The organism is Leifsonia poae, from assembly GCF_050632195.1.
Classification (GTDB): Bacteria; Actinomycetota; Actinomycetes; order Actinomycetales; family Microbacteriaceae; genus Leifsonia; species Leifsonia poae_C.
The window spans coordinates 578,027-600,400 of sequence record NZ_CP192580.1; the positions used below are offsets into that span (position 1 = coordinate 578,027).

The window sequence follows — 22,374 nt, forward strand, 5'->3', positions numbered from 1 at the left end:
ACCCGCGGCGGGGGAGTGATTACCCCGAAATGACGACCGCGAGAAGGGCTCCCGACAGGGCTGCGGTCAGGTCTACGGTGTTCGATGTGATGAGACAGGATGCCGCGGGCCGCCGTGCCGCGCGGGTTGCAGCGCTGTGTGTGGCTCTGGCCTCGATCGCCTCGGTGACCGGCTGCTCTTCGACGACGTCAGACCTGTCGCAGTCCGCCTCGTCGGCTGCGTCGGCCGCGAACACCGCCGTGCTCGCGATGACCCAGCAGGCCGCTGATCGCACATTCCTGCCGACGACGCAGACCGCGCTGAGCGACGCGCTGACCGAGCTGAACGATGCCGAGACCTCGGCGACGGCGGTCCAAGCATCGGCGTCAGCGGACGTGAAGTTGCAGAGGAAAACGCTCGAAGCGATCCGCACCGCCGAAGATGCGGTACTCGCGGCGCAGCGGACGGTGGCTCAGGATGCGGCGGCGGCGTTGCCCGCGCTGCGTGCATCCGGCAAGACCCTCACTTCGCTGTCGAACGAGCTGGAGAAGAAGCAGTGAAGCGCCTGCTCGGTGTGATGCTCGGTGTCCTGACGGCTATCGGGGGCTTTCTCGATATCGGTGACCTCGTGACCAACGCGGTCGTCGGCTCGCGATTCGGTTTGACGTTGGCGTGGGTCGTGGTGGTCGGCGTGGTCGGGATCTGCGTCTTCGCGCAGATGTCGGGACGGGTCGCCGCGGTCAGCGGACGCGCGACGTTCGAGATCATCCGCGAGCGTCTCGGGCCACGCACCGGCCTGGCCAACCTCGCCGCATCGTTCCTCATCAATCTGTTGACTCTGACGGCTGAGGTCGGCGGTATCGCGCTGTCCCTGCAACTCGCCAGCAGCATCGAGCCCACCCTGTGGATACCGGTCGCCGCGTTCGCCGTGTGGCTTGTCGTGTGGAGAGCGAAGTTCTCGATCCTCGAGAACGTGACCGGACTTCTCGGGCTGACTCTGATCGTCTTCGCGGTCGCGGTGTTCTTGCTGCATCCGAACTGGGCGGTTCTCGCCGGGCAGGCGATCGCGCCGCACGTTCCGTCGACCGAGTCGGGCGCGAGCTACTGGTACTACGCCATCGCCCTGTTCGGGGCGGCTATGACGCCGTACGAGGTGTTCTTCTTCTCGTCTGGAGCGGTCGAGGAGAAGTGGAAGAAGAAGGACATCGCGCAGTCGCGGATCAACGTGCTGGTCGGCTTTCCCCTGGGCGGTGTCCTCTCGGTGGCGATCGCCGCATGCGCGACGATCGTGCTCCTCCTCGCGGCATCGAGGTGACCTCGTTGGTGCAGGTCGCGCTTCCCGTGGCGGAGGCCGGCGGCAAACTCGCCCTGGCATTCGTCATCGTCGGAATGGTCGCAGCGACCTTCGGGGCGGCGCTCGAGACGACGCTGTCGAGTGGATACACGCTGGCCCAGTTCTTCGGCTGGTCGTGGGGCAAGTTCCGGCGCCCCGCCCAGGCGGCACGGTTCCACCTGACCATGATCATCGCCCTCCTCATCGGAATCGGGGTTCTCGCGACCGGAGTCGACCCGGTCGCCGTGACCGAGTTCTCGGTGGTGTTCTCCGCGATCGCGCTGCCGCTCACCTATCTGCCGATTCTGATCGTCGCGAACGATCGGCAGTACATGGGTTCGGATGTGAACGGCAAGGCGACCAACGCCGTGGCGATGGTCTATCTCGCGATCATCCTGGTCGCCTCGATCGCGGCGATCCCCTTGATGATCGTGACGGGAATGGGCGCATGACCGACGAACTGGAGCCCCCGGAGACGTACGCGGGACAGGTGCTCGATGCCGAGCTGCACATCCTGGACCGACAGATTCTCGACCGCGACGATGTACCGGTCGTCACCGCCGACGACCTCGAACTCAGCGACGTGCCGTTCGACGAACCGATCGAACCGGGAACGCCCGCACCGATCATCGAGAACCTCGTGAGCGGCTCTGCCCTCTGGACCAGGATGTTCGGCGGCCGGCCGCCGCGGAGCCGGCTGCACCGCATCTCGTGGTCCGACGTCGAACGCGTCGGTGTCGTCATCTCGCTCGGCGTCTCCGGGGAGCACCTCGATGTGACCTGGGTGGAACGGTGGATGCGCGACCATATCGTCGCGCGCATCCCGGGAGGCCGTCATGATCCTGAGTGACCTCATGCAGACGCCGGTGTTCGACCCCGATGGCAACCGGGTCGGCCGAGTCATCGACGCGCGGTTCGTGATCGACGGCACGCCCCGGCAACTGCTCTCGGATGCGCGCCTCGCGGGCTTCGTCGTCAGCTCGCACTCCGGGTCGTCATTCCTCGGGTACGAACGCACCGACGAGAGGTCGCCTTGGCTGATCGCGCAGTTCCTGCGCTGGCGCCATCGCGGATCCTTCTTCGTGCGCTGGGAGGACGTGGCGATGCTCGACCCCGAAGCGATCCGCCTTCGCCCCGGCTACGCACGCGTCAACCCGCGGCTGCCCGACTAGACCGACGACGGCACGTCGTCGTCCCGCAGGTGCTGCGCTCGCCGCATCTGGTAGTCCCGCTCGGGGATCGAGCGCGTGCCCTTCGCCGCATTCCGGTATTCGTCGATGGCATCAACGGTTCTGCCCGCCCGTTCGAGCAGGTGCGCACGAACCGCGGCCACTCGTTGCGGGTCGACTTGGCGCCCGCTCTGCACCAGCCGCTCGACCGCGGTGAGGCCGGCGAGCGGGCCGCTCACCATCGCTTCGGCGACGGCGGCGTTGAGCGTGACGACCGGATTGTCGGTCTGGCGCTCGAGCAGCCGGTAGAGCAACAGGATCTGCGGCCAATCCGTGGAAGCGGCGGTCGTGGCCTCATCATGAACGGCTGCGATGGCCGCTTGCAGGGCATACGGACCGGCCGGCGTTGCCCCGGGGAGAGTCTGCTCGAGAATGGCGACCCCTTCGGCGATCAGATCCCGGTTCCAGTGTGACCGATCCTGTTCATCGAGAGGGATGAGCATGCCGGTGGGGGAGGTGCGCGCGGGGCGACGCGCGTCGGTCAGCAGAAGCAGCGCGAGCATCCCTGCGACCTCGCGGTTGTCGGGAAGGGATGCGTGCAGCAGCCGCGTGAGCCGGATCGCTTCGTCGGTCAGGCGCACGTCGTTGAGCTCCTCGCCCGCCGCGACGGTGTGCCCTTCGGAGAACATCACGTAGATCACGGCGAGCACCGGATCGAGGCGGTCGCTCACCGAGGCCGGGTCCGGGAAATTCGACCCGGACTCCCGGATGCGCGCCTTCGCCCGCGTGATCCGCTGAGCCACCGTCGACTCGGGAACCAGGTAGGCGTGCGCGATCTGAGCCGTGGTGAGCCCCGCCACCGCGCGCAGGGTCAGCGCGATCTGAGCGGGTGTCGTAAGTGCCGGGTGGCAGCAGAGCAGGAGCAACCGAACGCTGTCGTCGGCCTGCGTCGAGATCGCGTCCGCGAGCGGGTGGGCGAGCGCGACCTGACGGTTTTCGCGTTCCCGTCTGCTGGTCTCGCTCCGGATCTGGTCGATGAGTCGGCGCCGTGCCGTGGTGATCAGCCAGGCGAGCGGGTCCGCGGGGAGCCCGTCGACCGGCCACTGCTGGTGTGCGGCGAGCATCGCATCCTGAACCGCGTCCTCGCAGATGTCGAACTGCGTGCCCCCGTAGCGCCGCAGTAACGCGGCGAGGACCTGCGGCGCGAGGTCGCGCAGCAGGCCCTCGATCGACGGGATGGTCACATGTCGACCCCGGCCGAGTACATGACGGGTCTCACCTCGAGCGCGAGGCCCTCGATGCCGGCGTCCGGGATCTGCTTGGCCAGCTCGATCGCCCGCTCCTTCGACTCGACGTCGACGAGGTAGAAGCCGCCCATGAACTCCTTGGTCTCGGCGAACGGTCCGTCGACGACCTCGGGAACGCCGCTCCGGCCGCGCACCACGGTCGACTGGCTGGGGTCGCCGAGCGCGTTCGTGCTGAGCATCTCACCCGACTCCGTGATGGAGGCGATGAAGGCCTGGTGGCCGTCGCCGACGGCCTGCATCTGCTCCTCGCTGAGGGCAGCCAGAACATCCGGGTCGACTTGCATGAGGATGATGTACTTCACGGTTCTTCCTTTCGGTCGTGCGCCGCGGTCACCTGCCGCAGTCTCAACAAGGTCGGAGCCGATCGCGAAGTATCGACACTCTACTTCCCGAATTCTTAAACGGATTCTGGAGCATGAACAAGAGATGAACGATCGTCCGTGGGGAGCAGACACGCGACCGATCCTGCCGGCGTCGGCCCTGAACCGCCCGCCGGCACGTGGTAGACACGGGCTATGACGGATTCCCTGCACGCCGATCCTCCGTTCGGCGGCACGCTCAGCTACATCGACTCGGTGATCCCGGCGCTGGTGCCGAGCGAGCAGCGGGTCGCCAGGGAGGTCGTTGAGCATCCCGAAGACGTGGCGATGATGTCAGCCGCCGACCTTGCATCCAGAACCGGAACGTCGGCGGCCACGGTGATCCGAGCGTGCCAGAGCCTGGGATTCAAGGGGTTCCAGCACCTGCGGTTGCTGCTTCTGCGCGATCTGCCCTCCCGACTCGAGCCCGTCGCGTCAGGCCATGAAGGCACGCCGCGTGAGTGGCTGCCGTCGATGTTCCGTTCGGCGGGGGATGAGCTGGCGAACGCACTCGCGCCACTCGACTTCGACGAGTTCGACCGGGCCGTCGCCGCGATGGCGGGCGCGAAGCGGCTGCTGATCATCGGGAACGGGGCGTCGGCGCCGATAGCGCAACTGGCCACCCTCGGATTCCTGAACTCGAGTCGCCCCAGCGAAGCGCCGGCCGATGCCGTCGTGCAGCAGCTCACCGCGCGCTCACTCGGCGCCGGTGACGTGTGTATCTGTATCAGCGGCAGCGGGTCCAACCCGGTCACCTTGAGCTCGGCGGAGGCGGCAGGGGCGGCGGGAGCCACGGTGATCGGTGTCACCGGCTATCAGCGTTCTCGCCTGCACGAGCTCTCCGATATGACGCTCGTGTGCGGTGCATCGATTGCGAAGTGGTCGACCGGTCTCATCACGGGCAACGTCGCGCATGTGCTCCTCTTCGCCGCGCTCGAATTGGCGATCTCGGCCGCCGCCGGACGGCCTCCCACGGACCCGGCGGTCATGGAGGGTGTCATGTCGCTGGTCGGCCGCGATGAGGACGGCAGCCGCGACAGCACCGGTCGCGACGACGAAACAGTCGACTGAGCGGAGCCCCGGCCACCTGTTGCGGGAATGTCTCCCGGGTGGTCCACTGCACTTTGCCTCTTGTTCACCTGCGCCGCACACGATGCCCAAGTAACGAAAATTCCCAGCGAATAAAAGTTGCGGAATGAAATTACTTGACCGTGAGGAGCAGGCGTGAGCCGCATCGAGATCCTGGGGCTGACCCAGCAGTTCAAGGGCCACCGGGCCGTCGACGAGGTCGACCTCGTCATCGAGGACGGAGACTTCGTCGTTCTGCTGGGACCGAGCGGGTGCGGTAAGACCACCCTGCTGCGCATGATCGCCGGTCTGCTCGAACCGACCGCCGGGCGCATCGTGATCGATGGTCAGGATGTCACCGACCTGCCTTCGAAGAAGCGCAACCTGGCGATGGTCTTCCAGAGCTACGCGCTTTATCCGCACCTGAGTGTCGCGAAGAACCTCGCCTTTCCACTCGCGGTGTTGCGCATGCCGAAGGAGGAGCGCGACACCAGGGTGCGCGACGTTGCGGCCACCCTCGGGCTCGACAAACTGTTGCAGCGCAAGCCGCGCGAGCTGTCGGGCGGCCAGCGTCAGCGGGTCGCGGTCGGCCGGGCGCTCGTGCGGCAGCCCAGCGCGTACCTGATGGATGAGCCTCTCTCGAACCTCGACGCCAAGCTGCGGACAGCGACGCGTCAAGAGCTCAGCGAGCTCCACGCCCGGCTCGCGGCGACGTTCGTCTACGTCACCCACGATCAGGTCGAGGCGATGACGATGGCGACCAAGATCGTCGTACTCGACGCCGGCCGCATCGAACAGGCGGGCACCCCCGAGGAGATCTACCACCGCCCCGCCTCTGTCTTCGTGGCGGGATTCGTGGGCGCTCCGCCGATGAACCTGGTCCCCGCTGTTGCGGGCTCGGCCGCCGGTGTGGTCACGGCCAGCGCCTCCGGAATGGACGCCCGCCTCTGGCAGGGTGAAGTGGACGAGCGCGATGTCGTGATCGGCGTGCGGCCTGAGCACCTTCGCGTCGCAGACTCCGCCACCGGCGCGCTGCGCGTTCACGGAGTGGTCGAGCGCATCGAGAACCTCGGCAGCGAGCAGGTGCTGTATCTCCGTGCCGGGGATGCGCTGCTCACTGCGCGAGGCGATGGGCTCGGCGGGTACCGCCGCGGCGACGCGATCGTGCTCGGCGCTGCGCTCGAGCGCATCCACCTCTTCGACCCCGAGACCGGACGTCGACTCGAATGGGTCTCCGACTCGGACGAGTTGCCGGCCATCGAGGCCTCAGTCCCCATCCCCGCCTGACCCAATCTCAACGACCGTCTCACCACTCCCACCCCCGAAGGAGCACTACCGTCATGCCCATTTCGCCCCGCTCGATCGCCGCGACGGCGCTCGCCGCAGTGACAGCCATCGCCTTGACTGGTTGTGTCGGCGCCGGTGTTGCAGCCACTTCTGCCGATGAATCCGGCACGGTCGCGACCATCCCGGCGCTCAAGTCCGACCAGAAGGTCTCGATCACGTTCGAGAGCTACAACCTCGCCCAGGCCGGCGCGTGGACCGACACGATCCAGGGTCTCATTACGGAGTTCGAGAAGCAGCACCCGAACATCACAGTGACCGGCCAGGCCCCGACCGCGGCGGCCGGTGCCAACACGTCATACATCTCCAGCGTTCAGACGGAGATGCTCGCGGGGAAAACCCCGGATGTCGCACAGCTGACTTTCGACGCGCTGGACTACATCGCCAACGACCTGGGCGCACAGCCGATCTCGAAGCTCGTCGGCGACAAGGCCGTTCAGGATGCGTTCGGCGGAAAGTACCCCATGAACCCGAACGCCGCGAAGCTCGGCGACTGGAACGGCGTCACCTACGGCATCCCCTACGTGTTCTCGACGCCGGTGCTCTGGTACAACGCAACCGCACTGGCGAACGCAGGCATCACCAACCCCGATTTCTCGACGTGGGACGGCCTGGAGAAGGTCGCAACGCAGCTGAAGGCGAAGACCGGTACGGCGCCGGTCACGATCTCCTGCACGGTCACCGGCGGTGACTGGTGCATGCAGGGCCTCATCAAATCCAACGGCGGCAAGATCGTCAGCGCAGACCACAAGTCCATCCAGTTCGGCGACGCCGGTTCGGTCGGCGCTGTGCAGGAGATGCGCGACCTCAATGACAAGGGTCTCCTTCAGAACCTCGACTCGACGAGCATGTACACCGCGTTCGCCTCGGGCAAGTCGCTGATCCAGGTGCAGACCTCCGCGCTGCAGAGCATGTTCATGGCCGGTGCCAAGGCCGGCGGCTGGGAGTTGAAGAACACCACGCTTCCCGCTTTCGGCGACAAGAAGGTCGCGCCGACCAACTCGGGCTCCGCACTGTTCATCATGTCCAAGGATGCGGCGAAGCAGGCGGCGGCCTGGGAGTTCATCAAGTTCATGACCAGCCCGACCGCATACGAGCAGATCTCGACGAAGATCGGCTACCTCCCCTGCGAGACACGATGACCGAAGGCACCGGGCCGCTCGCTGCTTGGGCGAAGTCCAACCCCTTGGTCGCGCCGAACATCGCCCAGCTGCAGAAGCTGCAGCCGTGGGAGTCGTATCCGGGAGCGAACTACAGCCAGATCAGCACCATCTTCTCCAAGGCCGTCGAGGACTCGATCTACTACGGCAAGGACCCGAAGGCGACCATGCAGGCTGCTCAGAAGCAAGCTCAGGCGCTCGTCAAGTGAGCCTCAGCCACGACGATCGACCGCTCCCCGAATTCCGAGAAGAGACGACCATGACCGACACCCTCTCCCGCCGCCGACTCCCTGTCGAAGGCACTTACAACTTCCGCGAGACGGATGGTTACCGTGCCGGAGCCGGCGCGGTGCGCTCGGGCAAGCTCTACCGGTCCGACGCCCTTCACGCGCTCACGCCGAGCGGTCGACGTGCGGTCGAGGAGCTCGGCATCCGTCGGGTCATCGACCTCCGTTCGGACGAGGAGGTCGTCGCCGGTCCGAGTCTGCTTCCCGATGAGGCGGTGATCGTTCACTCGCCGATCTTCGGCGCAACGCAGCCGGTGACGATCGGCGAGGTGCAGGTCACCCTCGACGGCGTCTACGACCTCATGATCGACCAGCACGGTCGTCAGCTCACCTCCGCGGTCCGTCTGATCGCTGAGTCCGGCGACGACCCCGTACTTGTACACTGCACCGCTGGCAAGGACCGCACCGGCCTCGTGATCGCCCTTGCCCTGCTCACGGCGGGCGTGGAGCGTGAGGAGGTCATTGCCGACTATGCGCAGACGGCCGGCAATCTCGCCGGTCCCTGGGCTGCGGCGATGCTGCAGAGGATGACGGCATCCGGCGCGACAGTCACCCCCGACCTCGAAGAGATCGTGACCGCGAGCCCCGCCGAACTCATGGCGGCCGTCATCGCCCGGTGGGATGCCGAGTGGGGCTCCGCCGCGGGCTACCTTCGCGCACACGGGCTCACCGACCAGGAGATCACGGCGCTGACCACGGCGCTTGTGCATCCCTCTACCGACACTGCCAACTGAGATCCGAAAGGTGACATCATGACCGACTACGACGAATACCCCACGCCCGACCACTTCATCCTGCACATCAGCGACACCCACTTCGTGCAGAACCGCGACATGCTGCACGACATCGTCGACAGCGACGCCAACCTGCAGGAGCTGTTCGAGGGTTTCGAGAAATCGAACACCCGCCCCGAGGCCATCGTCTTCACGGGCGACATTGCCGACACCGCCGCTCCGGATGCGTACGACCGCATCCGCGCGCTCGTCGAGCCGATCGCGGAGCGCTACGGCTCCGAGCTGGTCTGGGTGATGGGCAACCACGACGAGCGAGCCGCCTTCCGCGCCGGACTGCTCGGTGAGGAGGGCACCACCGAGCCGTACGACCGCGTGCACGACATCAACGGGCTGCGGATCATCGTTCTCGATTCGACCATCCCTGGGCAGCATTGGGGCGAGATCTCCGATGACCAACTCGCCTGGCTCGCCGACGAGTTGAAGACCCCCGCGCCCGACGGCACCCTGCTCGCACTGCACCACCCACCGATCCCGAGCCACCTCGGCTTGATCCGCCTGTTCGAGCTGCACGACCAACCGAAGCTGGCCGACGTGATCCGAGGAACTGACGTGCGTGGCATCCTCGGTGGCCACCTGCACTACTCGACGACGGACACGTTCGCCGGAATCCCTGTCTCGGTGGCCTCGGCGACCTGCTACACCCAGGATCTCGTCGTGCCGTACCCGTCTGCCCGTGGTCAGGCCGGCGCGCAGTCGTACAACCTGGTGCACGTCTACGGCGACCACGTGCAGCACTCGGTCGTTCCGATCGGTCAGTTCCCCACGGCGTACGAGATGGCGGGCGAGGCCCTGGAGAAGTTCCTCGCCATGACTCCGGCCGAGCAACTCGCCGCCGTTCAGGCCTCCGTCGGCGCCGAAGAGTAGGCGGCGGCAGAGGGATGTTCGTCACAGATGCAAGGCCGGTCCGGGTCGCGGTTTCCGCGCCTGCGGCCGGTCGGCCGCGCCGCAAGCGTCGCCGCGTGCCCATCGCCCCTTATCTGTACGTGCTGCCGGCACTGGCTCTCCTGGGAGTGTGGATATACCGTCCGCTCGTGCAGACCTTCCAGCTGTCCTTCTACAGCTGGAACCTGCTGCCGACGCAGCCGCTCACCCCGGTCGGGTTGCAGAACTACACCTCGGTCGCCACCTCGCCGCAGCTGCGCGACGCCCTCGTAAATACGGGCGTCTACATCGCAGCTTTCCTGGTCTTCTCGGTGGTACTGCCCATCGTGATCGCCCTGGTGTCGCGTAGGGTCGGCGGACGGGCGAAGACGGTCTACCAGGCGATCATCTTCGTGCCCTTCCTCGTCACGCCGGTCGCTGCCGCCGCGGTGTGGCGCTGGCTCCTGTCCGACTCGGGCGGCGCCATCCCGACCGCCCTCCAGCATTTCGGGATCGACATCGGCGACGTGTTGCGCTCCCCGAGTGGGGCGATCTGGGCCATCATCGCGATCGTCGGCTGGCAGATGCTCGGCTTCGGTGTGCTCGTGGTCTCGGCCGGCATCGCCGGCATCAACCCCGACTACGCGCACGCCGCGTCCATCGACGGCGCCGGCAGCTGGACCATCCTGCGCCGGATCACCCTGCCGCTGCTGTCGCCCACGATCGTCTTCCTCGTGCTGATGACCATCCTGCTGTCCGCACAGTGGACGTATCCGATGATCGACATCCTGACCCAGGAGGCCCTAGCGACTCGACGACCAACCTGTACTACCTGCTTTACCAGGTCGGGTTCCAGAACTTTGACGCCGGCACCGCGGGAGCGGCAGGAACGCTCTTCTTCATCGCGTTCGGCCTCATCGCCCTCGGGTTGGTCGCCCTGTCCGACCGCCTCTCGTTCCACGACAACTAGGAGCACACTCATGGCTCTCGTTCCCGTCACCGGCTTGGTGGCACCTCTCCGGCCTCTTGCTCCGGCGACCAGTGCGGCGGCACCATCGCGCGAACGCAGTGCGACCCGCAGCAGCGGACGAACGGCGACCGTCGTCGGGCACGTCGTGCTCGTGGTGGTCTCGGTCGCGAGCATCTTCCCGATCTACTGGATGTTCGCCACGGCATTCCGCCAGCCGGTCGACGCCACCGCCGAGTCACTGTTCCCCTGGCCGATGTCCTTGCAGAGCTTCGTCACGGTGTGGCAGCAGATCCCCATCCTGAGCATGATCGGCAACACCTTTCTGATGGCGTTCGCGGTCGCGGCGTGCCAGCTGATTATCGCGATCCTCGCCGCGTACGGCTTCGCGATGTGGCAGTTCCCGGGCAAGAGCATCCTGTTTCTCTTCTTCATCGGCTCCTGGCTCGTTCCGTTCCAGGTCACGATGATCCCCAACTACGTGCTCATCTCGCAGCTCGGACTTCTCGGGACGCTCGCGGGAGTGATCGTCCCGAACCTGTGCTCGGCGTTTGCCGTCATGCTGATGCGGCAGCACATGCAGTCGTTCCCGCGTGAGCTCATCGACGCCGCGCACATGGATGGGCGGAACAACTGGAGCGTCCTCCTCCGGGTCATCCTGCCCAACATGCGCCCGGCGCTCGCCGCGCTCGGGATCATGCTGTTCATCGAAGCCTGGAACAACTACCTCTGGCCGTCGCTGATCTTCCAGCACCAATCAGACGCGCTCATCCAGGTCGGCATCCGCAGCTTTCTCGGAGCCGAAGGCGACAACTGGGGTGCGATCATGGCCGCCTCCGGGCTTGCCTGCCTGCCCATCTTCCTCATCTACCTCTTCCTGCAGCGCTACATCGTCGACGCTTTCGTCCGTTCCGGTCTGCGCTGACCCGTCATTCCCGAATTGACCCCTGAGAGGAACCCACCTCATGAAGATCGTCCAGCTCTCCGACACGCACATCTCCCACCTCGGCGGCGCGACCACCGAGAACCTGAAGCAGTTCGTCGACCTCATCAACAAGATCAACCCCACGTTCGTCGTGCACAGCGGTGACGTCGCGATCCTCGACCCCGACAATGGCGCCGACCGTGAGGCCGCACGCGAGCTGCTCGCGGGCATCCAGGCACCCTGCGTGTTCTGCCCGGCAACCACGACATCGGCGAACGACCCGACAACGCCTGGGCAGATCTCGCCGTGACTACCGAACGAGTCGCCGCGTTCGAGTCGACCTTCGGCCCCGATCACTGGCTCGAGCTCGTCGGCGACTGGGCCATAGTCGGCTTCGACAGCGAGATCATGGGTAGCGGACTGCCCGAAGAGGAGGCCCAGTGGGCGTGGCTCGAGAGCCTCCCCGCGCAGATCGGCGACCGTCCGACGATTGCCTTCAGCCACAAGCCGGTCTGGAACCCGTACCCCGCGATCACCGAACACAATATCGCCATCCCCGACGAGTCCAAGGACCGCCTGCTGACCGCGTTCGCCGGCATCAAGCTCGCGGCGTTCGGCAGCGGGCACCTGCACCACTACTCCGTCGTGACCGAGACGCACGGCGATGCACAGGTCCTGACCGTGTCGGCACCAGCGACAGGATTTGCACACGCCGGCTTAGGCGGTCCCGCTCTGGCCCAGCAGGGGATCGTCGAATACGTCCTCGGCGCCGGCGGGGCGACGGATGCGGTACGGCCGTACTTCCGCAATCTGGCGACCATCGTCGAGGTGCCCCCGACCGATATCCCCGAGTTCACTTCGGCGCTCAATGCGCTCGGGGTCACCCTCTGACGGTTCTCTCCCGACAATGAATTTCCGAGCGTCGCGTTATGAGCTGACCTCGGGCGAGTCTCCTCGGTAGGGCTGTCAACGATTGTCGGGGTCGTGCGACAGTTCTCGCCCGGCCGGCCTCCACCTTCGGGTAGGTGTCGAGTGCCGGCCGGGCATCCTGAACCGGGGAGACGTCGTGGACGACACAGGATGCGCGCAGCTCACGCATTACCTCCGTCTCCTGCAGCGAGACTTCGCGGCCGAGTTCGGTGCCGCTGACTTCACCGTGTGGAACCTGCGAACGAGAGAAGCCGTCTTCGGTGAGGCTCGCCGCGACGTGCGACTCTCGGGCTTCGGCTGGTCGGGTTATGCGATGGAGTGGCTCGGCACGGTGACGGATGTGGGCCACGGCTCACCCGCCACCGTTGCGGTCGGCGTGGCGGCGGCCCTGCAAGACTGCGTGGCCGATCGGCGCGGAGACCGCTGGCCCGAGGTCACCGTGCACGGCATCATTCGCGGTTGGCGCCCGCGCGTGGGCGACGACGGGGAGCCCGGATGGTCGCGCACCGGCGAGCGCTGCCGGTTCGGCGTGCTGAGCTCGACGTCAAACCAGTCGGTTCTTGTTCGTCCGTTGTGAATGGCCGGTTATCGGGTCTTCCTAGCGAGGCCATCTCTGACGGTGACCTCGAGGACAGACGCAAAGGAACAAGAACCCGATGGAACCCGACAACAAGACGATGGACAGCGCGGCCCCGAATGGAACACGTCGACCGCGTGTCGGCCGACGCGTCCTAGCGGTGGTGACTGTTCTCGCGCTCGCCGCAGGGGCGGCGCTGACCGGCGCTGTTCCCGCGTCCGCCGCCGACGCGTCCCCGATCCCCGGAGTGGTGGCCACACCCAGAACGGGCGACCTGCGCACAGCCGAAGCCGGAGGCAAAGGTGTGCACACCGCCGAGTGGAAGAACGATGGGTCCGCGCCGCTGTCCGGGCTGTCGGTCGATGTGACCTTTCCGCGAGAGGTGGTCGCTGCCACGCCCGCCAACGCCAGCACCTTCATCTTGACGGTGCTCCAGTCCACGCCGATCACCGTGTCCGCCACTCCGGGAGCGCCGACGGCGCCTCCGTTGAACCCGTCGCTGTACCCGGCGGCACGCCCGGTTCTCAACCCGTCTGACGGGAAGACGATCAGCGGCACCGTCCCGTCCAACAGTTTTGTCACCGTGACATCGAACGGCGGCGTCACTTACGTGGCAACCGGCGACGCGAATGCCGACGGAACGTTCAGCCTTCCGCTAGTTCCCGCCCAGCCGCCGGGCACCGTGCTGACGGTGTCGTCGTTCGACCCGAACGTCTGGGCCGACCACAGCGGACGGACGCCGGATGTCGCCAGCAACTGCCTTACCCCCTTCGCGCACCACCTCGTCTGCGACCTTCCCGGCTTCATCCTTCCCCCGATGCGACGCTCATCTTCGACATTGGAACGCTCCTCGCGCCGACCGCTCCGCTGACGTCACCGTGGGGGCCGACCAACGCCGTGCTGCGGCAAGGCGGGTTAGGTACCAGTTCCCCGATTCAGACCAAGGTGATCAAGCCGTACCCACTACCGGCGGTGGCGTCGCCGCCCGCGACGGGCGCGCACACCGTGGCGGGCACGGGCAACCCGGGATCACAGGTGACTCTGACAAAAGATGACGGGACGGTCTTCGGACCGGTTTACGTCCCCGACAACGGCACCTGGTCGATCACCCTGCCCGACGGGTTCGGCAACCTGACGCCGAGGTTCACGGACGTCGCCGGAAACGTGGTCACCGGTGCTCCGGTCTACTACAACACCTACCCGTTCACCGCTGCGGTGGTTCCGGATGCGGTGAAACCGTTCGCGGGTGGCGTGTTCTCCGGCAAGGGGCAGCCCGGCTCGACGATCGTGATCAAGGATCCCAAGGGTGCTCCCATCGGCACGACGACGGTGAACCCGGATGCCACCTGGACGCTCGCGAAAGCAGGCCCACTGCCCGCGGGCACGACGACCTACGATGTCGCCAACACCATCAGCAACGGCGCTGTCACGCACACGCCCACCAAACTGACTCTCCCGACCCGCAAGCCCCCGACACCCACAGCGAAGCCGAGCGACGGCACGATCGTGAACGGTGCGGGCGAGCTCGGCGACACCGCGACGCTCACCGATGCGACCGGCACCGTCCTTGGGACTGTTCCCGTTGCCGCCGACGGATCCATCACGATTCCGCTGTCACCTGCCCAGCCCGACGGCGCCAAGCTGTCCTTGAGGGTCACGGACCCGGCGGGCAACGTGTCCGATCCAGCTCAAGTCACAGTCGACAGCTCGCGGCCGAGCGCGCCGGCGGTGAAGCCCACCGACGGAAGGCTCGCCGTAGGCACCGCCGAGCCGGGCACCTCCGTCACCGTGAAGGACCCGGATGGCAAGGTCCTCGGCACCGGCCCGGTCGGCGCCGACGGCACGTTCAGCATTCCGCTTTCGCCGAGGCCGTCCGACGGCACGCGGCTGACGGTCACCGCCACCGATGCCACGGGCAATGTCTCCGACCCCACGCTGGTGACGGTCGACTCGTCGAAGCCCGCCGCGCCGAAGCCGAACCCGACGATCGGCAAGACGGTCACGGGCAAAGCCGAACCCGACACCACTGTGACGGTGAAGGACAAGAACGGTGTGACGCTGGCGTCCGGCCCGGTCGGCCCTGACGGTACGTTCTCGATCCCGCTGAACCCCGCTCAGCCCGACGGCACTCCTCTGACGCTCACCGCGACTGACAAGGCCGGCAACGTCTCGGACCCCGCGTCAGTGACGGTGGATGCGTCCGCCCCGGCTGCGCCGATCGTGAACCCCAGCGACGGGACCGCAGTCAGCGGCACGGCTGAGCCCGGCGCCACGGTGACCGTGAATGATCCAGCCGGCAACCCGATCGGCACCGGCACGGCGGGAGACGATGGAAAGTTCTCGATCCCGCTGAACCCGACCCAACCGGACGGCGCGACCCTGACGGTCACCGCCACCGACAGCGCGGGCAACGTCTCCGCACCGACCCCGGTAACCGTCGACTCGTCCAAGCCTGAGGCCCCGAAGCCGAATCCCACGAACGGGAAGACGGCCACGGGCACGGCCGAGCCCGGTACCACGGTGACCGTGAAGGATCCGAACGGCAAGTCGATCGGTTCGGTGCCGGTCGCTCCCGACGGTACGTTCAGCATCCCGCTGAGCCCGGTCCAGCCGGATGGTGCGGTGCTCACGCTCGTAGCCACGGATCCGTCCGGGAACACGTCAGGCCCGGCCACGGTGACGGTGGACGACTCGAGGCCGGATGCGCCCAAGCCAGACCCGACGAACGGGAAGACGGTAACAGGTACCGCTGAGTCCGGCACTGCTGTGACGGTGAAGGATCCGTCCGGTGCTCCGATCGGGACCGGAACTGTCGCTCCTGACGGCACGTTCAGCATCCCGCTGACCACCCCGCAGCCGGATCGAGCAGTGCTCTCGCTGACCGCGACCGATCCGTCCGGCAACGTCTCCGACCCTGCGTCGGTGATCGTGGACGCGTCCAAGCCGAACGCGCCGAAGCCGAACCCGACCGGCGGCAAGACGGTCACCGGCACGGCAGAGCCGGGCACCACGGTGACGGTCAAGGACCCTTCTGGCATCCCGATCGGTACCGGCAAGACGGGTGACGACGGCACGTTCAGCATTCCACTGACCACGCCGCAGCCGGATGGTGCTGTGCTCTCGCTGGCGGCGACAGACCCGGCGGGCAATGTGTCCGACCCCGCATCGGTGACCGTGGATGCCTCCAAGCCGAACGCGCCCAAGCCGAAACCGACCAACGGAACGAGTGCGACGGGAACCGCCGAGCCCGGCACGATCGTCACAGTGAAGGGGCCGGACGGCAAGACTCTCGGCACCGGTGCGGTCGCACCCGACGGAACATTCTCGATCCCGCTGTCTCCGAAACCGTCCGACGGCGATGAGCTGACGTTGACGGCAACCGATCCCTCCGGAAACGTATCCGACCCGGCGACGGTGACGGTCGATTCGGTGAAGCCGGATGCGCCCATCCTGAACCCGACGAACGGCACCAACGTGACGGGCACCGCCGAACCCGGCGCGACGGTCACGGTGAAGGACCCGTCCGGCACACCCGTGGGCACGGGGATCGCTGGCCCGGATGGGACGTTCACGATTCCGTTGAGCCCCGCACAGCCGGACAAGACACCGCTGACGGTGACCGCGACCGACCCCTCCGGCAACGAATCCGACCCGACCCCGGTGACGGTGGACGCCTCGAAGCCGGATGCCCCCAAGCCGAATCCGACCGACGGAAAGACCGTCACCGGCACAGCAGAACCTGGCACGACGATCACGGTGAAGGATCCGTCCGGTAACACGATCGGCACCGGAACCGTCGGCGATGATGGGAAGTTCTCGATCCCGCTGACCGTCCAGCAGCCCGACGGCACGCCTTTGACAGTGACCGCGACCGACAACGCCGGCAACGTCTCGAACCCGGCGACTGTGACCGTCGATGGGTTGAAGCCGGATGCGCCCAAGCCGAACCCGACGGACGGGAAGACCGCGACGGGCACGGCCGAACCCGGTACGACGGTGACCGTCAGGGATCCCGACGGCAAGCCCATCGGCTCTGGTGTGGTCGCCCCGAATGGCACGTTCAGCATCCCGCTGACGACATCGCAGCCGAATGGTGCTGTGCTCTCGCTGACCGCGACAGACCCGGCGGGCAACGTGTCCGATCCCGCGTCTGTGACGGTGGATGCGTCGAGGCCGGACGCGCCGAAACACAACCCCACGAACGGGAAGATTGTGACGGGGGTGGCCGAGCCGGGCACAACGGTGACGGTGAAGGATCCGGACGGCAAGCCGATCGGCTCTGGTGTGGTCGCTCCGGATGGCACCTTCAGCATCCCGCTGACGGCGGGCCAGCCAGACAAGGCGAAGCTGACACTCACCGCGACGGATCCGGCCGGCAACGAATCCGCCCCGGCATCCGTGACGGTGGACGCCTCCAAGCCGGCCGCGCCCATCCTGAACCCGACCGACGGTAAGACGGTGACGGGCACTGCTGAGCCCGGTACCACGGTGACGGTGCATGACCCGAACGGCAACCCCATCGGCACGGGAACTGCCGGGCCGGATGGCACGTTCAGCATCCCGCTGACCACACCCCAGCCCGACGGGACCCCGTTGACGGTGACCGCCACAGACCCGGCAGGCAACATCTCCGACCCGGCGACGGTGATCGTGGATGCGTCGAAGCCGGCCGCACCCAAACCGAACCCGACCAACGGCAAGACGGTCTCGGGCACGGCAGAGGCGGGCACCTCGGTGACCGTGAAGGATCCCGATGGCAAGCTGATCGGCTCCGGCACGGTTGCCCCGGATGGCACGTTCAGCATCCCGCTGACCACTCCGCAGCCCGATGGTGCTGTGATCTCGCTGACTGCGACCGATCCGGCAGGTAACGTGTCTGACCCTGCGACGGTGACTGTGGATGCGTCCAAGCCGGATGCGCCGAAGCCGAACCCGACTAGCGGCAAGACGGTGACGGGTGCGGCCGAAAAGGGTACGACCGTAACGATCACCGACCCCGCCGGGTCCGTGATCGGTACCGGTAAAACGGGTGATGACGGTACGTTCAGCATCCCGCTGAGCCCAGCCCAGCCGGACGGTGCGGTGCTCACGCTCGTCGCCAAGGATCCGTCCGGAAACACGTCGGACCCGGCGTCGGTGACGGTGGACGACTCGAGGCCGGATGCGCCGAAGCCGAACCCGACGAACGGGAAAACGGTCGCGGGAACAGCTGAGCCAGGCACGACCGTGACGGTGAAGGATCCGTCCGGTGCTCCGATCGGGACCGGAACCGTCGCTCCTGACGGCACCTTCAGCATCCCGCTGACCACCCCGCAGCCCGATAGTGCTGAACTCTCGCTGACCGCAACCGATCCGTCAGGGAACGTCTCCGACCCTGCGTCGGTGACCGTAGATGCATCCAAGCCGAACGCTCCGAAGCCGAACCCGACCGACGGCAAAACGGTCACAGGCACGGCCGAACCGGGCACGACGGTGACGGTCAAGGACCCCGACGGCAAGCCGGTCGGCGCAGGTCCCGTCGCCCCCGATGGCACGTTCTCGGTTCCTCTGAGCGCGCCGCAGCCCGACAAGACTGTTCTGACTTTGACGGCGACGGACCCGGCGGGCAACGTCTCCGACCCCGCGTCGGCAACGGTGGACGCTTCCAAGCCGGCGGCGCCCATCCTGAACCCGACTGATGGGAAGACGGTCACGGGCACGGCGGAGCCGGGCACAACGGTGACGGTCCGGGGTCCTGACGGCAAACCGATCGGCACGGGAGTGGCTGGGCCCGACGGCAAGTTCAGCATTCCGCTGACCACACCCCAGCCCGATGGCACGCCGCTGACGGTGACAGCGACCGATCCCTCAGGGAACGAGTCCGACCCCACTCCGGTGACGGTGGATGCGTCCAAGCCCGATGCGCCCCAACCGAATCCGACCAACGGGAAGACCGTGACCGGCACGGCAGAGCCAGGAACCACAGTGACGGTCACCGACCCGTCAGGCGCGCCGATCGGCACGGGAAAGACCGGCGATGACGGCACGTTCAGCATCCCGCTGAGCCCGGCCCAGCCCGACAAGGCACCGCTCTCGTTGACGGCGACTGACCCGGCAGGCAACGTGTCGGAGCCGGCGACGGTGACGGTGGATGCGTCGAAGCCGGACGTGCCCGTCCTGAACCCGTCCGACGGGAAGTCGGTCACGGGTAACGCGGAGCCGGGCACCACGGTGACCGTGAAGGACCCCGACGGTAAACCGGTCGGCACTGGCACGGTTGCTCCCGATGGCACGTTCAGCATCCCGCTGACCGAACCGCAGCCAGACGGTGCGCCGCTGACCGTAACCGCGACCGATGCTGCCGGCAATGTGTCCGACCCTGCGACGGTGATTGTGGATGCGTCCAAGCCGGATGCGCCGAAGCCGAACCCGACCAATGGAAAGACAGTCACCGGTACCGCAGAACCGGGCACCACGGTGACGGTCCGTGACCCTGACGGTAAGCCGATCGGCAGCGGCACGGTCGCCCCGGATGGCACGTTCAGCATCCCGCTGACAGTTGCCCAGCCGGACAAGGCGCCGCTGAGCCTGACTTCGACCGACTCGGCCGGGAACGTTTCGGACCCAGCCACCTTGGTCGTGGATGCGTCCAAGCCGGATGCGCCCAAGCCGAACCCCTCCGGCGGGAAGACCGTCACGGGCATGGCAGAGCCGGGTACGACAGTGACGATCTTGGACCCGTCCGGCAAACCCATCGGTACCGGTCCAGTGGCCACCGACGGGACGTTCAGCATCCCGCTGACCACCAGCCAGCCGGATGGCGCGAAGCTCTCGTTGGTCGCGACTGATTCGGCAGGCAACGTGTCCGATCCGGCGACAGTGACGGTGGATGCGGTGAAGCCGGATGCGCCCATCCTGAACCCGACAGACGGGAAGACGGTCACGGGCACGGCGGAGCCGGGAAGCACGGTGACGGTTCGAGACCCCGACGGCAAACCGATCGGCACGGGAACCGCCGGGCCGGACGGCACGTTCAGCATTCCGCTGACCACGCCCCAGCCCGACGGCACACCGCTCACAGTGACCGCGACCGATCCGTCGGGCAACGTGTCAGACCCAGCGAAGGTGACGGTTGACGCCGCGAAACCGGATGCGCCCATCCTGAACCCGTCTGACGGGAAGACGGTCACGGGCACGGCGGAGCCGGGAAGCACAGTGACGGTTCGAGACCCTGATGGCAAGCCCATCGGCTCTGGTGTGGTCGCCCCGGACGGTACGTTCAGTATCCCGCTGTCCACACCGCAACCCGACGGGACCCCGCTGACCGTCACCGCTACCGACGCGGCCGGCAACGTGTCGGATCCGACGACCGTGGTCGTGGATGCGTCGAAACCCGACGCGCCGAAGCCGAACCCCACCAACGGGTCCCTGCTCACCGGCACGGCCGAGCCCGGCAGTGCGATCACCGTCCGGGGTCCGGACGGCACGGTGCTCGGTACCGGAACGGCCGCGACAGACGGGACGTTCGCAGTGGTGCTGTCGCCGAAGCCCGGCGTCGGTGACACGGTGGCGGTGACGGCCACCGATGCGGCGGGCAACCAGTCCGACCCCGCACAGGCAACCGTTGACGCATTGGGCATCATCGTCCGCGTCCCGACGCTGCACCGCGGCGACGTGGAAGTGGCGATCGGCCTCGGGTTCAACCCTGGCGAGCAGGTCACGGGCACGATGCGCAGCGCACCGTTCCCCCTGGGAACGCAAAAGGCAGACCGTGACGGCACTGTGACGTTCACCTGGAAGATCCCCGCCGGGGCCGACCTCGGAGCCCACCAGGTCGAGCTGACCGGCGCCGAGTCGGGAAGTGTCTCCGGGCCCTTCTCCGTCATCGCCGAACCTGTGGCCGCCGGCCACGGCGCGGGAACGGGTCCCGGCCTGGCTCACACCGGCTCCGATGTCCTCCCGTTCATCTACGGGGCCGTAGCGCTCGGGCTGGTCGGAGTGTTCCTGCTCCTCGCCGCCGCACGCCGGCGGCGCCGCGAAGAAGACACCCAAGAGAACTAGTTCGACACCAGTGAGTCGTGTGGCACGGTCCGACCGGGCCGTGCCACACGACGCTCACCTGAACAGAGGACCTTGACGATGCGTTTCCCAAACACTTTCCGCCGTTCCTTTGCCGTCACGATGGCTGGCGCGCTGCTGGCTGTCGCACTGGCCGGATGCGTGACGACCCCGCCTCGCGGTCTCCCGTCCGGGTTCCCCACTCAGGTGCCGGTACCGTCCGAATCCGTCATCGCGAGCTCGCATGACGACGGCACCTGGCGCCTCACGGTGGGCGTCGACGACACAGCCGCACAACGCAAGGCCCTCAAGGAGCTCACCGATCACGGGTTCGAGGTGATCGGAACGATCCGGTCCAAGACCGGTTCGGTCTACTCCCTGGTCAAAGGCGAATACAAGGTTCGCGTCGAATTCACCCGCACCGACGACGACTTCCGCGTCACCTTCGGCGTCGCCGGCTGACTCCCGAACCGAATGCTCTCCGTAGCTCTCCGTAGCGCTCCGTAGCGCTCCGTAGTTCTCCCGTGTTGCGGTTTTCCTCCCGTCGACAGGCTGGAATCGCCAGCAGAAATCGCCCCACCCGCGCTGATTCTCCTGGCACTTCCCCGTTTCCCGCAACGACGGATGCGCCGCCCCGAGCCGAGCGTCCGGCCAGGAGCACCCTCATGACCGTTCTTGCCCCCACCCGCTTCGCCGACATCACCGACGGCGAACTGCTCACCCTCACCCGCTCCGGCGACGACCGGGCGTATGGCGAACTGTGGTCTCGCTACAGCGCACGCGCACACGCTTTGCGCGCCGCGTCACCGGCACCTTCGAAGCGGCAGACCTCGTGGCCGAGGCGTTCACGCGCATCCTGTCGGCCATCCGCGGCTCCGGGGGACCGACGGGCTCGTTCAGCGGATACCTCTACAGCACGATCCGTAACGTGTCGGCGAAGTGGGCCCGCCACGTCCCAGTGAACGTCGAGCCCGAGCAGATCGCAGACATCGCCGCCGACATCGACATCGAGCAGTCGACCGAGGACCGTCTCAGCGTCGCCGCGCCCTTCCGGTCGCTGCCCGCCCGGTGGCAGGAGGCGCTCTGGTACACCGAGGTCGAAGGTCTCAAGCCCGCCGAGCTCGCGCCGTTGCTTGGCATCACCGCAAGCGCGGCAGCCATGCTCGCAAGCCGCGCGCGAAAGGGTCTTCGCGAAGCGTGGGCCGCGGCGAACCCGGTCAACGCGTGATCGCCGCAGCGGAGTCCAACGCGTGATCGCGCCAGCCGGGCGATCTGCG

19 protein-coding genes and 1 pseudogene are annotated in these 22,374 nt (G+C 67.0%); 18 read left to right on the forward strand and 2 right to left on the reverse strand.

Going from position 1 to position 22,374, the window contains the following annotated elements; translation table 11 throughout:
* Positions 1-89 precede the first annotated feature (89 nt).
* The 4 genes and pseudogenes from ACQ86A_RS03035 to ACQ86A_RS03050 all read left to right on the forward strand — a co-directional run bounded on the left by ACQ86A_RS03035 (position 90) and on the right by ACQ86A_RS03050 (position 2,484).
* Positions 90-539, forward strand: a complete 450-nt coding sequence (locus ACQ86A_RS03035; protein WP_431279150.1) for a hypothetical protein — start codon at positions 90-92, stop codon at positions 537-539.
* A pseudogene (locus ACQ86A_RS03040) lies at positions 536-1,764 on the forward strand (NRAMP family divalent metal transporter). Before ACQ86A_RS03035 ends, ACQ86A_RS03040 begins: the two are co-directional and overlap by 4 nt.
* Positions 1,761-2,162, forward strand: coding sequence for a hypothetical protein (locus ACQ86A_RS03045; RefSeq protein ID WP_431279151.1), 402 nt, complete (start codon positions 1,761-1,763; stop codon positions 2,160-2,162). Before ACQ86A_RS03040 ends, ACQ86A_RS03045 begins: the two are co-directional and overlap by 4 nt.
* Positions 2,149-2,484, forward strand: coding sequence for a PRC-barrel domain-containing protein (locus tag ACQ86A_RS03050; RefSeq protein ID WP_431279152.1), 336 nt, complete (start codon positions 2,149-2,151; stop codon positions 2,482-2,484). Before ACQ86A_RS03045 ends, ACQ86A_RS03050 begins: the two co-directional genes overlap by 14 nt.
* On the opposite strand, the gene ACQ86A_RS03055 is transcribed toward ACQ86A_RS03050, so the two are convergent.
* Positions 2,481-3,725: an RNA polymerase sigma factor gene (locus tag ACQ86A_RS03055; protein ID WP_431279153.1), complete on the reverse strand. Its 1,245-nt coding sequence runs from the start codon at positions 3,723-3,725 to the stop codon at positions 2,481-2,483. The two genes, ACQ86A_RS03050 and ACQ86A_RS03055, sit on opposite strands and share 4 nt — an antisense overlap.
* Complete coding sequence (locus ACQ86A_RS03060; protein WP_431279154.1) at positions 3,722-4,090, reverse strand: YciI family protein; 369 nt, start codon at positions 4,088-4,090, stop codon at positions 3,722-3,724. Before ACQ86A_RS03060 ends, ACQ86A_RS03055 begins: the two co-directional genes overlap by 4 nt.
* Positions 4,091-4,303: 213 nt before the next feature.
* On the opposite strand from ACQ86A_RS03060, the gene ACQ86A_RS03065 reads away from it, so the two are divergent.
* The 14 genes from ACQ86A_RS03065 to ACQ86A_RS03130 all read left to right on the forward strand — a co-directional run bounded on the left by ACQ86A_RS03065 (position 4,304) and on the right by ACQ86A_RS03130 (position 22,325).
* Entirely contained in the window at positions 4,304-5,218 is a 915-nt protein-coding gene (locus ACQ86A_RS03065) for a MurR/RpiR family transcriptional regulator (RefSeq protein ID WP_431279155.1), read from the forward strand.
* Between the two features lie 153 nt (positions 5,219-5,371).
* A complete protein-coding gene (locus ACQ86A_RS03070) occupies positions 5,372-6,502 on the forward strand; it encodes an ABC transporter ATP-binding protein (protein WP_431279156.1) in 1,131 nt (376 codons plus the stop codon).
* A gap of 53 nt (positions 6,503-6,555) precedes the next feature.
* On the forward strand, positions 6,556-7,701 hold the full coding sequence (locus tag ACQ86A_RS03075; RefSeq protein WP_431279157.1) for an extracellular solute-binding protein: 1,146 nt from the start codon (positions 6,556-6,558) through the stop codon (positions 7,699-7,701).
* Positions 7,698-7,928: a hypothetical protein gene (locus ACQ86A_RS03080; RefSeq protein ID WP_431279158.1), complete on the forward strand. Its 231-nt coding sequence runs from the start codon at positions 7,698-7,700 to the stop codon at positions 7,926-7,928. The genes ACQ86A_RS03075 and ACQ86A_RS03080 overlap by 4 nt, the downstream gene beginning before the upstream one ends.
* A gap of 50 nt (positions 7,929-7,978) precedes the next feature.
* Complete coding sequence (locus ACQ86A_RS03085; RefSeq protein ID WP_431279159.1) at positions 7,979-8,740, forward strand: tyrosine-protein phosphatase; 762 nt, start codon at positions 7,979-7,981, stop codon at positions 8,738-8,740.
* An 18-nt stretch (positions 8,741-8,758) separates the two neighbouring features.
* Complete coding sequence (locus ACQ86A_RS03090; protein WP_431279160.1) at positions 8,759-9,664, forward strand: metallophosphoesterase; 906 nt, start codon at positions 8,759-8,761, stop codon at positions 9,662-9,664.
* 95 nt (positions 9,665-9,759) lie between these two features.
* Positions 9,760-11,553 carry an ABC transporter permease subunit gene (locus tag ACQ86A_RS03095; protein WP_431279161.1) on the forward strand — a complete coding sequence of 598 codons (1,794 nt, stop codon included), beginning with the start codon at positions 9,760-9,762 and terminating at the stop codon, positions 11,551-11,553.
* Between the two features lie 40 nt (positions 11,554-11,593).
* Positions 11,594-11,863, forward strand: a complete 270-nt coding sequence (locus ACQ86A_RS03100) for a metallophosphoesterase family protein (RefSeq protein WP_431279162.1) — start codon at positions 11,594-11,596, stop codon at positions 11,861-11,863.
* Positions 11,860-12,444: a metallophosphoesterase family protein gene (locus ACQ86A_RS03105; protein ID WP_431279163.1), complete on the forward strand. Its 585-nt coding sequence runs from the start codon at positions 11,860-11,862 to the stop codon at positions 12,442-12,444. The genes ACQ86A_RS03100 and ACQ86A_RS03105 overlap by 4 nt, the downstream gene beginning before the upstream one ends.
* Positions 12,445-12,619: 175 nt before the next feature.
* Positions 12,620-13,060 carry a hypothetical protein gene (locus ACQ86A_RS03110; protein WP_431279164.1) on the forward strand — a complete coding sequence of 147 codons (441 nt, stop codon included), beginning with the start codon at positions 12,620-12,622 and terminating at the stop codon, positions 13,058-13,060.
* Between the two features lie 79 nt (positions 13,061-13,139).
* Positions 13,140-13,931 (forward strand): Ig-like domain-containing protein, encoded by a 792-nt coding sequence (locus ACQ86A_RS03115; RefSeq protein WP_431279165.1) that lies wholly within the window; start codon positions 13,140-13,142, stop codon positions 13,929-13,931.
* Positions 13,932-14,095: 164 nt separating this feature from the next.
* Positions 14,096-21,100 carry an Ig-like domain-containing protein gene (locus ACQ86A_RS03120; protein ID WP_431279166.1) on the forward strand — a complete coding sequence of 2,335 codons (7,005 nt, stop codon included), beginning with the start codon at positions 14,096-14,098 and terminating at the stop codon, positions 21,098-21,100.
* A gap of 78 nt (positions 21,101-21,178) precedes the next feature.
* Positions 21,179-21,559: a hypothetical protein gene (locus ACQ86A_RS03125; RefSeq protein WP_431279167.1), complete on the forward strand. Its 381-nt coding sequence runs from the start codon at positions 21,179-21,181 to the stop codon at positions 21,557-21,559.
* A gap of 298 nt (positions 21,560-21,857) precedes the next feature.
* A complete protein-coding gene (locus tag ACQ86A_RS03130; protein ID WP_431279168.1) occupies positions 21,858-22,325 on the forward strand; it encodes an RNA polymerase sigma factor in 468 nt (155 codons plus the stop codon).
* Positions 22,326-22,374: the final 49 nt, after the last annotated feature.

Bases quoted from the DNA above. Each gene is read 5' to 3' on its own strand.
- ACQ86A_RS03045 (WP_431279151.1), top strand. From the start codon at position 1,761: ATGACCGACGAACTGGAGCCCCCGGAGACGTACGCGGGACAGGTGCTC.
- ACQ86A_RS03050 (WP_431279152.1), top strand. From the start codon at position 2,149: ATGATCCTGAGTGACCTCATGCAGACGCCGGTGTTCGACCCCGATGGC.
- ACQ86A_RS03065 (WP_431279155.1), top strand. From the start codon at position 4,304: ATGACGGATTCCCTGCACGCCGATCCTCCGTTCGGCGGCACGCTCAGC.
- ACQ86A_RS03125 (WP_431279167.1), top strand. From the start codon at position 21,179: ATGCGTTTCCCAAACACTTTCCGCCGTTCCTTTGCCGTCACGATGGCT.
- ACQ86A_RS03090 (WP_431279160.1), top strand. From the start codon at position 8,759: ATGACCGACTACGACGAATACCCCACGCCCGACCACTTCATCCTGCAC.
- ACQ86A_RS03035 (WP_431279150.1), top strand. From the start codon at position 90: ATGAGACAGGATGCCGCGGGCCGCCGTGCCGCGCGGGTTGCAGCGCTG.
- ACQ86A_RS03080 (WP_431279158.1), top strand. From the start codon at position 7,698: ATGACCGAAGGCACCGGGCCGCTCGCTGCTTGGGCGAAGTCCAACCCC.
- ACQ86A_RS03100 (WP_431279162.1), top strand. From the start codon at position 11,594: ATGAAGATCGTCCAGCTCTCCGACACGCACATCTCCCACCTCGGCGGC.
- ACQ86A_RS03085 (WP_431279159.1), top strand. From the start codon at position 7,979: ATGACCGACACCCTCTCCCGCCGCCGACTCCCTGTCGAAGGCACTTAC.
- ACQ86A_RS03075 (WP_431279157.1), top strand. From the start codon at position 6,556: ATGCCCATTTCGCCCCGCTCGATCGCCGCGACGGCGCTCGCCGCAGTG.
- ACQ86A_RS03115 (WP_431279165.1), top strand. From the start codon at position 13,140: ATGGAACCCGACAACAAGACGATGGACAGCGCGGCCCCGAATGGAACA.